The sequence below is a fragment of the Sphingomonas sp. genome (genome assembly GCF_035490575.1).
In the GTDB taxonomy this organism is placed as follows: Bacteria; Pseudomonadota; Alphaproteobacteria; order Sphingomonadales; family Sphingomonadaceae; genus Sphingomonas.
This window is the reverse complement of the sequence record NZ_DATJLI010000126.1, coordinates 19543-31787: the sequence shown is the minus strand read 5'-3', so window position 1 is coordinate 31787 and position 12245 is coordinate 19543. Positions and strand designations below refer to the sequence as shown.

Below are 12245 nucleotides of genomic sequence, written 5' to 3'. Positions count from 1 at the left end.
CTTCCCGCGTCCGCACCAAACGCGTTCGCCGATCTGGCTTGGCGTCGGCGGCACGCCGGAGTCGTTCGCGCGCGCTGGCCTGCTCGGTCTTCCGCTGATGGTGGCGATCATCGGGGGCAGTTTCGAGCGGTTTCGTCCGCTCGTCGACCTGTATCGGAAGGTCGGCGCGCAGGCCGGCCACAATCCCGCGACGCTGAAGGTAGGCATTCACGCCATGGGCTTCGTGGGCGAGACCGACGCCGCAGCCGCGGACGCCTTCTTCCCTGGCTGGGCACATTTGACGGCGACGGTCGGCCGCGAACGCGGCTGGTCACCACCGTCCCGCGAGCAGTTCGACGTGATGACCGGCCCCGAGGGGGCGTTCCTCGTCGGCGCGCCGGCGACGGTCGTGGAGAAGGTACTCCGCGCCGACGAGGCGCTTGGCGGCCTGTCCCGCATCACCTTCCAGATGAGCACCGCATCGCTGGAGACGGCAGCGATGAGGCGATCGATCGAGCTGCTCGGAACCGACGTCGCGCCAAAGGTCCGCGGACAAGCAAAGCACACGCAACGGTCGTGACCACGTGGGAGACGCACCATGACGTTCCATCCTGCTCGCGGCCTGTGTTCCGTTGCGATCACCGGCGCTGGATCGGGCCTTGGCCGCGACATCGCCCTGGCGTTCGCGGCGCGCGGTTGCATCGTGTTCGGAACCGCGGCGTCCACCCAGGAAGTGAACGAGGTCCGGCATGCCTCGGGCAAACGTGTCAGCCTGACCGCCTGTGACATCGCCAACGCAGATGCCGCGACAGCATGGGCGGGCGGTGTCTCCGACGCGCTGGATGGTGCCGGCCTGGATGTCCTGATCAGCAATCCCAGCGCCCTCACGCCCGGTCCGATCGAGACTCTTCCGCTCAGTGCCGCCCAGCGCGCATTCGACGTGAATGTCCTTGGCGCATTGACGGTCATCAACGCGTTCCTCCCGGCTCTTCGCAAGGCTCGAGGGCGGGTGATCCAACTGAGCAGCTGGACGGCGGAGCTCGCCCTGCCATTCGACGGACTGTCGGCGGCGTCGATGTCCGCCATTGAAGCACTCGCGGCCGTCTATCGAGCCGAACTCAAGCCCTTCGGCATCGACGTGGTGGTCGCTCCGATCGCCAAGCTGAAGATCGGGGCGACCGCCGAGATGATGGCCGCCTGTGCGGTCGCATCGGCCAACATGACCAGCGATCAGCGCCACCTTTATGGCGCGCGGTTCAAGACCTTCGCGACCCGCTGGGCCGAGTTCCATGCGGATGGCATCGAAGCAACAGACGCGGCCGCGCACGTGATCGATATCGCCGGGAGGTCCCCCGCCCCGCATCGCGCTGCCGTCGGCTTCGACCCTGCGGAGATGCTGCCCATCACCCGTGAGCAGTCGGACGATGAGCGGGACGCGCTTCGGCTGAAGCTGGTCGGTCTGAGCTGAAAGTTAAGAGTATCGGGCGACCAGATCGCGGGTCGAGGAGCGAGCTTATGGACTCCGTTGACGATAACCCTGCCCAAAGCCGGTTCGAGCTGGGCATCGATGGCAGTCACGAACTCGCCGCGGCTTACTACCGCCATGAAGGCGATCAGCTCATCCTCACCCACACGATCGTCCCGGAGCGGTTTTCCGGTCATGGCATCGGCTCGGCCCTGGCGGCCGCGCTTCGACCTGCTGCGCGCAAGCCGGCGCCAAGCGGTGCTGCGCTGCCCGTTCATGGCGGCCTTCCACGCACGCCATCCCGAATACGCAGATATCATCGCCAACGAATTTCAGCTGGGAGCATCGTCATGATCGAAATGGTTATCGAACAACGCCGCCGCGACCTTGGTGGCGGCTTCGAGGTGGGTCGCGTGCTGCCATTCGCAAAGCGGCGCATGGTTGGGCCCTTCATTTTCTTCGATCACATGGGTCCCATCGACCTGCCACCCGGCGTCGACGCCAGCCTGGACGTTCGGCCGCACCCGCACATCGGGCTCGCTACCGTCAGCTACCTGTTCTCCGGCGAGCTGATGCATCGCGACAGCCTCGGCTATGAGCAGGCGATCCGTCCACAGGAGGTCAACTGGATGACCGCCGGCAGCGGCATCACGCACAGCGAGCGCCTGGAACGGGCACGGGCCGTGGGCGATCGTCTGCACGGTATCCAGGCCTGGGTTGCCCTACCCGACGGCATGGAGGAGATCGCGCCCGCCTTCTCCCATCATTCGAGCAGCGACCTCCCGCAATGGGAAGAGGCAGGCGTCGTCGGGACGCTGATCGCCGGAAGCGGCTATGGCCTGACGGCCGGTGCCGCAACCCACTCGCCACTCTTCTACGCGCATCTCGAGATGGCGCCTGGCGCGACGGCCGAGATCCCCGCTGGTCACAAGGAGCGCGCGCTCTACGTTGCCGCCGGCGAGATCGAGCTGGACAGCATCCACTATGGGGCCGGGCGAATGCTGGTGCTCGGCACCGGCGCATCACGAGTGAAGGCAAGCCAGCAGGCGACCATAATGGTTCTCGGCGGCGAGCCGGTCGGCGAGCGCTTCATCTACTGGAACTTCGTTTCCTCCTCCAAGGATCGGCTCGCACAAGCGGCCGCCGACTGGAAAGCGGGGCGGATGAAGCTGCCGGACGCCGACGACGCCGAGTTCATCCCGCTGCCGGACGGCCCGCCGCCATCGGCACCGGCGATGTCGTGATCTGCCGAGAGTCCGTCGCTGCATTCCCCCAGGATCGCGGCGCCTGAGGCCAGTATCCGTCCGAGTTCAATAAGCATGGAAGAGGAATCGCGATGACAATCGGCGCTGGCGGGTCGAGGCCCGAAATTTCCGAGATCGTCGCCGGCCTCACCGGCGTGTCCATTGTCGCGATCGGTGGCGCGATCGCACTTGTGCGCCTTGGGTTGGAGCCGGTCACGCTCGGGATCATCCTGTCCGCTCTTTCCGGCATCGGCGGAATGGCCGGCTTCTTCGCCGCCTTCCTTCTTCGCCTGCGATCGTGGGCGGCGTTCGGCATCCGGGCTACGAGCTGGCGTTGGATCCTGATCGGCGCCGGTGCCGGCGTGCTGGCGTTCGTTGCAAAGGGTGCGGCCATCCTCGCCTATGTTGCGCTGACCGGCGACGAGCGAACGCCGCAGGACGTCTACGCCACGGGCGCGAGCGGAGGGACCTGGACCATGATCGCGACCACCTTCTTCCTCAGCATCGTAACCCCGATCGGGGAGGAATTCCTGTTCCGCGGCGTGGTGACCACCGCCTTGCTGCGTTACGGCGGGGTCATCGGCGTGGTCGGCGGCGCAGTAATCTTCGCGATCTTCCACGGCATCAACATGGTGTTTCCGGCAGCCCTCGTAACCGGGCTGGCGGCAGGCGAGGTCTTCCGCCGCAGCGGCTCGATCTGGCCCGCAGTGATGGTGCACGTCATGGTCAACCTGCCGACGATCCCGGTGATGCTGCTGGCGAAAGCGGCCGCATGACGAGGCGCTCCGACGTTCCGCGGACAACCCACGCTTCCGATGGAGACTTCCAGATGCAAGACACTCCCGCCGCCGCTCTCCACGTGCGGCACGCCCGAGTCAGGGCGAACGGTCTTCCCTTCCACGTGATCGAACAGGGCGCGGGCCCCGCGGTGCTGTTCTGCCATGGTTTTCCGGACACCGCGGAGACATGGCGCAGTCAAATGCGCGCCGTGGCCGAGGCCGGCTTTCGCGCCATCGCCTTGGACATGCGCGGATTCGGTCAAAGCTACGCACCGGACGATTTCCGGCTCTACACCTCACTCCACGTGACCGGCGACCTGATCGGCGTGCTCGACGCGTTGGACATCGATACCGCCGTGATTGTCGGGCACGACTGGGGCGCCGATTATGCGCAGCGCGCCTGCATCATGCGTCCGGACCGCTTTCGCGCGCTGATCAGCCTCAGCATCCCCTTCGCACCGCGCGGCGACACGAGCCTGTGGGAGGATCTGCGTGCCCGCGGGCTCGGGGAGCTTTATTATGCCTTCGGGCTGGCCGAGCAGGAGGCGGACGAGCGGCTGTTGCCAGCGGCGGACACGATCCGCAGTGCGCTGTACTGGCTGTCCGCCAGCCCACCCCCCGGCGAGCGATGGGACCCGATCGATCCTGCGAAGGACATGCTGCGGCCCTCTCCCGTCGATGTTCCGGCCTGGGCAGATCGCGACTACGTTGACAATACGATCCGTGCGTTCGAGCAATCGGGCTTCCACACCGGACTGAACTACTATCGCGTCCTTCAGGTGACCTTCGACCTGACCGCGGCATTCAAGAATGCCACCATCGCGCAGCCCAGCCTCTACATCTGGGGCGGTGCGGATGGGCTTTGCCGCTTCTTTCACCCCGATCCTCCCGCAGTCGAGGATCTGCGCCCCCTCTGGCCGGGGCTCGTCGACGTCGTTGAACTGGAAGATGCCGGCCATTGGGTACAGCACGAGGCAGCCGCCAGAGTGAACGCGGAGCTCGTCCGTTTCCTGCAGCGACACGATGTCGCTTGATCGCGCGATCCGCAGATCCCGCCGCGCAGCACTGTTGCCGAGCGGCGGAACCCCATGCGCTGTGTTCACTTGTCCGCGTGATAGCTGCCGAAGTATTTGACAGGCGACCAGGCGGGAAGGATCGGAGGCAATTGCGGGGACTGGTCGCTATAGTCCTGCGCCCCGAAGACCACCTTGCCGTTCATGACGGTCAGCACTGACGACACAGACTTTATCTGATCGTCCGGCACCGCGAAATAATCCCGGTCGAGCACGGCGAAGTCCGCCAGGTGCCCAGGCGCGATCATGCCTAATTCGGACTCTGCGTTCATGAACCACGCTCCGCCAGCGGTGAACAGCGTCAGCGCCTCGGCGCGCGACAGGCGGTTGTCCTTGGCGAGCGCCTCGGATCCGGACACGGACTTGCCCGATACCATCCAGCTGATGCCGACCCACGGATTGAATGTGGACGCCCGGAAGGCGTCGGTCGTCATGGCTAGAGGCATGCCGCTATCCACGAGTTGGCGCAGGCGCGGGGTCTGCAGTGCCTGCTCGCGACCATGGGTCTTGATAAAGCCATCCGCGTGCAGCGCCATCTTGTGATCGAGCGCGATGCCACCGCCCAATCTCTTCACGCGAGCGATATTCTCCGGACTGATCGTCTCGGCGTGTTCGAGACTCCAGCGCAGACCGTTCAGCGGCGTCGTCTCGTTCACCCTCTCCAACGCGTCGAGGAAGGGAGAGATATTCTCATTGTAGCTGATGTGCATGCGGAACGGGATGCGCCGCCGGATCAGCTTCAGCACGTCCTGCTCGACGAAGCGCCGCATCTTGTCTGGCTCGATGATGACGGCCGGGCGATCGAAATTCTCATGATCATGCACGTCGCCGCTCAGGACTTCGCCTGCCCCGCGATACTCGTGGCCGTGTGCCAGCGCGGGATGGAGGTTCTCGCCGGGGCTGATGGGCGCCTTTCGCGTGATGGCTTCGAGCTCCAGGTCCACCATGTTCACCGGCCCGCCGTTGCCAAGCTGCAGATCGACGAAGGGCATGCGCACGTTCAGGCGATTGTCTCGTGCGAGGACGTCCACCCGCGCCTGAGCCTCGGGATATGGCCACCTGCCGCCATTATCGACGACCGAGGTCACGCCGAACCGGTTCAGGCCGCGGATGCTGTAGATCATCGAACTCACCTGCTCGTCGATCGTCGGCTGCGGCACCATGGCCTCAAGCGCGAGGAACAACCAGGTGTAGCCATGGACCACACCGGTGGGATTGCCGCGGCTGTCCTTCTCCACTTCAACGTCGGGCAGCTTCGGAAAGCGATCGGTACCGAGCCCAAGCGCTTCGATGCCACGCTTGTTCAGATAGGCGCGATTATAGGCATATTGCACGATCATCGGCCGGTCGGGCACCGCACTTTGAAGTTCATCCAGCGTGGGAAAGCGGTTCTCCTTGAACTGGAAGGGAGACCAGCCCCCGATCACCTTGACCCACTGGCCCTCCGGCGTGCGCTTGGCCTGCTCGCGAAGCATGGCCAGCGCACGGCCCAGCGTCGGCACGCCGTCCCACCGCACATTGTAATTGTAGGCGAGGTCATTGAGCACGTGGGTATGGGCATCGATGATGCCGGGGATCAGCCTGCGGCTGTGCGCATCGATCACCTTTGTCTTTGCGTTCTTGAGGCCGAGGATCTCCGCATCGGAGCCGACGAGATAGATGCGCCCCTTCTTGACGGCTAGCGCCGAAGCCTCGGGCTGTGCGCGGTTGCCGGTGAAGATCTTCGCGTTGATGACGATCAGATCGGCCCCGGGCTCCTGCGCGGGTTGCGCCTGGACCACCGAGAAGGATGAGATCGCCACGAACGCAATGCAAAGTCTCTTGATCATCTCGCCCTCGTTAAGCTGGATTGGAGAAGTTTGGCCACGCGGCAGCGGCGCCGTGCAAATGCAGGATGATGCCCGCGCGACGTGACAAAGACAGCGATGCCCCGCCGCACATCGTCAGAACCTGAAGGTCGACTGGGCACCGACCATCTTGATGGTGCGCGCCGGTCCGGTGTCACGAATGAACTGGCCGGGATCGAAAGCACTGAGCGACGCTGTCAGGTTCAACTGCGGTGTAGCCTGCCACGCGACGGCGAACTCGATCTGCTTGCCGATGAAGCGAGCGTCGCTTTCCTTGCCGCTGCGCACCAGCAGCCCGGGCAAAGCGTAGATCCCGTCACCGGTGCTCTGTCGCCAGTAAGCCACTCCGGTCAGCGATATCGCCACGTCCTTGTGCGGGTGAACCGCGGTCGAGGGTCGAACGTGGATGAGGTTGCGCGGACCGACTGGCGTCAACGCTCCGAAATACTTGCCTCGTGGGAAGAGCGGATTGAGCGTGCCGAGCTTGGGATCGTCCGGGTTGCCGTCGCCCGAGACGACATCGGCCGTGATGGCGATCTCGGGGCGGAGTAGCTCGTTCCGGAAGCGATAACCGGTCTCGCCCCCGATACCCCAACCCTGCGATCGATGACCGGCGAAAGTGCCACGTTGTAGTGCGGCCTCGGCGTTCCAGTACCAGACGCCGTCGTCTCCGAAAATACGCGAGCCGAACGTGTGCCCCACCTGCCTCCCGGCACCCTGATCGAAGACGGCGTTCCGATCCCGAAATCCGATATAGTAGATGTCGAGACCAGTGCGGCGCGTCGGATCGAGCCATTGCGTGACATAGGCGCCCCAAACCGCATCTTCGCGCGAGCGCCGATCGTTGAAATCTCCCGATCTCGTATCCACCGGCTGGAGATAGAACCCCCTCACCTGGCGCTTCTCGCCCGTGAGAATGGCTTCGAAGCCGTCGAAGGCCAACGGAACGCCTGGCCCGTATCGCGTGTCGATGAACCGACCGCCGCCGAGTGAGACCAGCTTTCTTCCTGCGGAAAGGCGAAGCGTGGCGTCCCCCGTCACCGCGATCTCGATGTCGACAAACGCCTGCAGCATGTCGGCGCCCGTCGTGTCCACCGGCCGTTTCGGACGATCCGTTCCCGTGATTGCCGAAAGGATCGGCTGCGCGAAGAACCGAACCTTGCCGATGTGAAGGTCGGCATAAGGCATTAGGCGATGCCAGGCATAGTCGTCGTCCGGCAACGATCCCCAGTTCACATTCTCATAGCCTTCGTAGCGCGACCGCGCTTCGATGCCTGTCGTGAGATAGACGGTGTCGTCGTCGCTCAGAGGGATGTATTTGAATGCTTCCGTCCAATGCCCCGACCGCTTCGATGAATCGGCCAGACTGGACCAGTCTTCCGAGTAGCGATCAATGGTAAGCGTCGGGGCTCGCTCCAGATTCGTCGACACTTGCGCGCTAGCGGCGCCAGGCATTGTGAAATTCATGGCAACAAGAGCGAGCCACCATTTATACTTATGTGAGCGTAGATCCACGCCGCAGTAGCCATCACGACCACTGACCCGCCTGGATGAACAAGCCAATCCACCGGAGGGCAAGTTGATTATCGGCTCGCCGCTTTCTGCGATACTGGCCATCTTCCGCTGCCGCCCTGCCCCGCGTCAATAAAAACGCCTCTCTGACAAGGCCGAAGCGAAGAGTGCCATTGCAGTTCATCTTGCGGTAGCTCGCCAGCGCGACACACCGTGTCGCAAAAGCGGGAACGGCGATTTATATTGACGAGCGAAGTTGCGCCCTCCCGTCCGTTCGCCAGAAGCTCGCGACGGCGAGATGGGAGATCGACGATTGGCTGTCTTTCCGCTGGAGCAGGCCTTTGCGGAAAGCCAGGATTTGCGTGCCCCAACGCTCGCGCAATCGGTTCTCGAGAGCGAGAGACCCAGAGTCTTATCCTCGAGCCTGCCGCAATTCGCTTCGCAGAACCTCGATCAATGACGCGGCTGGCATCGTTCGAGCGAGCGGCGCGCCCTGTCCTGCCCATTGAGCGCCAAAGCCGAACTCGCCCTTGGCCTTGGCGGCGGCGTTGAGCGCCTTCCCGGCATCGTAGGCGATCGGATAGTCCGGGGCGGACCGCTCGTCGATCTGGCTGCCGAGTGCCGTAAACCGGTTCGCGATCGCTCTGGCCGGCCGACCGGAGAACAGCGTCGTAAGGACGGTGTGGCATGCGCCGCCACCTTTAAGCGCCATGCGATAACCGTCGTCGGCAGCTGACTCCGGGCATGCAATGAACGCCGTGCCAAGCTGTGCCGCCTCGGCGCCGAGGTCGAGCGCGGCAGCAATGCCGTGTCCATCCATGATCCCGCCGGCGGCGATCACCGGCAAGCCCGCTTCGCGTGCCAGCAAGCGTGTCAGCACCATCGTGCCAAGCGCGTCGTCGGGCGCGGAAAGGTCGAAGACGCCGCGGTGGCCGCCCGCCTCGATCCCTTGAGCGACCACCGCATCAAGACCCGCTGCTTTGATCGCGCGAGCCTCATCGAGGTTGGTCGCCGTCGCCAGTAGGCATATGCCTCGCGCGCGCAGCGCCCCCAACACGTCGGAAGGCGGCAGGCCGAAGTGAAAGCTGACGACGGGCGGGGCCAAGTCGAGCAGCATCGTCAGCATGTCGGGATCGTCGGCGAAGCTTCGATAGATGACCCGCAGCGTTCTTGGCGGCTCCGCACCAAATTCGTTAAACGATGGGGCAAGCAGCTTCAGCCATGCCGCCTCCCGGTCAGCATCGGGCTGCGGCGTTTGGTGGACGAACAGATTGACGTTGAACGCTCGCTCCGTGCGACTGCGCACCTCCTCGATCATTGCCCTTGCACCGGTCGCGTTCGTCGCACCCACCGCAATCGAGCCCAGCCCGCCCGCTTCCGACACCGATGCTGCCAACAGTGGCGTGGAAACGCCTGCCATCGGCGCCTGCACTATAGGCGCTTGGAGGTCGAAACGGCGGATCAGGGACATAGGCGGTAATCTCCACTCAGGCGCAGGTCGAGGCGAAGCGCTGGCATTCTAGTGCGGGCCCTCGCAGGATCAGCGTCGACACTTGTGGCAGGATCCCGCCCTCGCTTCCTCATTGCTCCATGTTCCCGCAATCTTTGCCTGCTTCTTCACACCCGGGCGGCTCACAGCGTCGTTGGCTCGACGCGCGCTGCCAAGCTCAAACCGGAGATTATAGAATGCTGCAACGTTCCTGGAGCGCACGCCGCCTCGTCGTTCGACGGCCCTGCCTCGCCTCCATAATCGGTGTCGGCCTGTCCGGGTGCATGTCGGGTGCCGAGCGACGGCACGTCAACCTTCAGGAGGACGCAAGCACCTGCTCCAGCTTCGGATCGGAATATGGTTCCCGCGCGTACAACGACTGCATGCTAGCGCAGCAGCGCCGACGCGACGTGAAGCAGCTCGAGTCGCTGGAGAAAACCCGCCTCACATCCGAGATCGCCAGAGACGCCCAGATCATGGCCGAACGAGCGCGCCGGCAGCGGTGCGATCGTGATCCGGCCCGGCGGGAGTGCAAGCGTTAAAGGCACTCCCGCGAACGACGCTGTTCCTCGGGCACCGAACCGGCCACTGGCTCGGCTGATTCTCATAGCTGTTGAAGTTCGTTGGCCGCCGGTCCGGCAGCGGACCGCCGGTCCAGCGATCGCTTCTAGCCACCGTCGTTCGCGGACCAACCTCATCGAGCGGCCGCTGGACAGTCAAACCGCTACGTAATCAAGGAATCAAGCGTGAAGACGAAGTTCGATCGGCCGGGTCTAGTTGAGGTCTTTGTCGGGCTCATCGCTTTCGCCGCGCTGCTTGTGCCCCTCGGCGTCGCTCTCGGCGCACTTCCGCAAGATCAACCAGTCCTTTTGGGCGTTGTCGGCTCGACCTTCGGGGGCCTGGCCGGTCTCGGCGCTTTTGCGATCGCTCTCGGCGTGCGGATCAGATCGCTGCCACCATTCGGGTTCACATCCGTGTCGGGCCGATGGCTCGCGATTGCGGCCGGTCTAGGCATCTTGGGTTACGGTCTCAACCTCATCATCCAGTTCGCCTACTTAGCACTGCTTGGTGCTGGTGACCCACAGACCGTCCTTCATGCCGCGGCGCGCGGCGGCGCACTGTCGTTCATTGCCACTCTGTTGGGCGGCGCGATCTTCACACCGTTCGGAGAAGAGATCCTCTTTCGCGGTGTGGTGGCCAACGCGCTTAATCGCTATGGCGCATGGGCAGGCGTTGGTCTGAGTTCGATTATCTTCGGTCTCGTGCACGGCTTAAGCGTGATCCTGCCGGTGGCCATCATGGTCGGCCTGCTCAGCGCTCTCATTTTCCGAAGAACCGGGTGTATCTGGCCATCAGTGGTCCTTCACTGCGTCTACAATGGCGCCAACAGCTTCGCATCGGCGATGGGTTTCGCACCAATGCAGTGATCGACGCCACTCCCTAACCTAGGCCGGCGGGGCGCAAAATTCACGATCGTCGATTTGCAGCGGGAGGGCAGCGCGTCGCAACTTCCACGGTCGCATTTGTCGGTTCCTAGGCAGTCTGGCAGCGCGTCCGACGATCAATCACCACTCAAATCGACCCGCACGACCGTGCCGCCGCCAGCCGCCCCCGTGATCCAGACACGACCGCCATGTCGCTCCACCACTTGGCGCACGAGGTTGAGCCCTAGCCCACTTCCTGCGGAGCTTGGGCGAAGACGATGGAACGGTTCAAAGACACGCTCGCGTTCACCAACCGGTATCCCGGGACCGTCATCCTCTACCTCGATCGCCGCACCGATGACACAGACCGTGACATGGCTCCCGCCATGCTCGATGGCGTTCTGGACAAGGTTGGTCACCACGCGCTCCAACGAGGCCGCATCACCTCGGAACGGTCGCTCGCGCTCGATCCGGACCTCGATGGTGCGACCGGAGGCGATCAGCAGGGGCGCCAAGTCCCCGACGACGCGTCGAACGAGCACACCGAGATCCAGCGGCTCGTCCTTACGATCCGTATCCAGTCTCTGCACGTCCAGTAGTTGCTCGATGAGCGTGCTCAATCGTCCGACATCAGCCTCAAGCCTGCGTGTGGACGCCTCCTGCGCCGCGTCGATCTTGACCCGCAGGATGGCGACAGGCGTGCGCAGTTCGTGCGCTGCAGAGGCGATGAATCTGCGTTGGCGCTCATAACCTTCGTCGAGGCGCGCCAGTGCATCGTTCACGGCACGGACGAACGGTGCGATCTCGAGCGGCACATGCTCTTCACTGATGCGACGTCCGCGTCGGCTCACATCAATCTGCTCCGCCTCATGCGCGACGCGCGCAATGCCGGCGAGCGAGCGCCGTACGATCCATGGCGTGACGACAACGGAGGTGAGTGCAAGCAGCAGGAAGATCGGGAGGACGATGACGTTCGAGGCCACCAGAACGGCGAAGGTCAACTTGATCAGCTTGCCATGCGCGAGGATCGTGAGCGCTCCCGCAGGCGCCGCCTCCCTGCGGATCACTGCGGTGAGGTCGTATGGTGGATGTTTCGCTCGAAGTTGCGCGTACGATAGTTCATTTAGGCCAGCGACTATCGAGACATAACGCTGCGGTACCCGGCCGAACGTGATGCTCCGGCCTACGTCATCTTGCGCTACGAACCAGAGATCGTCGCTCGTCGCGCGCAACTCCGCCAGTTCGGGTGTCATGCGGACGGTCAGCCCGCCATCGCCAGTTCGGTAAATCGACTGTGCAATGATGCGAGCGATCTGCTCATCGGCATAGGGTCCGCCGCTATCAAAACGGGTTGCCACCGCGACGATGGTCACGAACGAGACCAGCAGGATCACGAAGTGGAAGAGCAGCGGATAGGCGATCAACGGCCGCTC

General features: G+C 63.9%; 10 protein-coding genes and 1 pseudogene. 7 read left to right on the top strand and 4 right to left on the bottom strand.

Annotated elements, in window-relative coordinates; translation table 11 throughout:
* The 6 genes and pseudogenes from VL973_RS09585 to VL973_RS09560 form a co-directional block, all read left to right on the top strand.
* Window positions 1-559: LLM class flavin-dependent oxidoreductase (locus tag VL973_RS09585; RefSeq protein ID WP_325283795.1), on the top strand; the 559-nt coding region annotated here is incomplete at its 5' end.
* An 18-nt stretch (window positions 560-577) separates the two neighbouring features.
* Window positions 578-1447, top strand: coding sequence for an SDR family NAD(P)-dependent oxidoreductase (locus tag VL973_RS09580; protein ID WP_325283794.1), 870 nt, complete (start codon window positions 578-580; stop codon window positions 1445-1447).
* Between the two features lie 47 nt (window positions 1448-1494).
* Window positions 1495-1626: pseudogene (locus tag VL973_RS09575) on the top strand (GNAT family N-acetyltransferase); the annotation flags it as partial.
* Between the two features lie 168 nt (window positions 1627-1794).
* Window positions 1795-2688 (top strand): pirin family protein, encoded by an 894-nt coding sequence (locus VL973_RS09570; protein WP_325283796.1) that lies wholly within the window; start codon window positions 1795-1797, stop codon window positions 2686-2688.
* A 92-nt stretch (window positions 2689-2780) separates the two neighbouring features.
* A complete protein-coding gene (locus VL973_RS09565; RefSeq protein WP_325283793.1) occupies window positions 2781-3464 on the top strand; it encodes a CPBP family intramembrane glutamic endopeptidase in 684 nt (227 codons plus the stop codon).
* A gap of 53 nt (window positions 3465-3517) precedes the next feature.
* Complete coding sequence (locus VL973_RS09560) at window positions 3518-4501, top strand: alpha/beta fold hydrolase (protein ID WP_325283792.1); 984 nt, start codon at window positions 3518-3520, stop codon at window positions 4499-4501.
* A 65-nt stretch (window positions 4502-4566) separates the two neighbouring features.
* On the opposite strand, the gene VL973_RS09555 is transcribed toward VL973_RS09560, so the two are convergent.
* The 3 genes from VL973_RS09555 to VL973_RS09545 all read right to left on the bottom strand — a co-directional run bounded on the left by VL973_RS09555 (window position 4567) and on the right by VL973_RS09545 (window position 9370).
* Window positions 4567-6369: an amidohydrolase gene (locus VL973_RS09555; RefSeq protein WP_325283791.1), complete on the bottom strand. Its 1803-nt coding sequence runs from the start codon at window positions 6367-6369 to the stop codon at window positions 4567-4569.
* A gap of 114 nt (window positions 6370-6483) precedes the next feature.
* Entirely contained in the window at window positions 6484-8004 is a 1521-nt protein-coding gene (locus VL973_RS09550) for an alginate export family protein (RefSeq protein ID WP_325283790.1), read from the bottom strand.
* A 307-nt stretch (window positions 8005-8311) separates the two neighbouring features.
* Window positions 8312-9370 (bottom strand): NAD(P)H-dependent flavin oxidoreductase, encoded by a 1059-nt coding sequence (locus tag VL973_RS09545; protein WP_325283789.1) that lies wholly within the window; start codon window positions 9368-9370, stop codon window positions 8312-8314.
* A 764-nt stretch (window positions 9371-10134) separates the two neighbouring features.
* Between VL973_RS09545 and VL973_RS09540 the strand changes: the two genes are divergently transcribed.
* Window positions 10135-10815, top strand: a complete 681-nt coding sequence (locus VL973_RS09540) for a CPBP family intramembrane glutamic endopeptidase (RefSeq protein WP_325283788.1) — start codon at window positions 10135-10137, stop codon at window positions 10813-10815.
* A 134-nt stretch (window positions 10816-10949) separates the two neighbouring features.
* On the opposite strand, the gene VL973_RS09535 is transcribed toward VL973_RS09540, so the two are convergent.
* On the bottom strand, window positions 10950-12236 hold the full coding sequence (locus tag VL973_RS09535) for a sensor histidine kinase (RefSeq protein WP_325283787.1): 1287 nt from the start codon (window positions 12234-12236) through the stop codon (window positions 10950-10952).
* Window positions 12237-12245 lie beyond the last annotated feature (9 nt).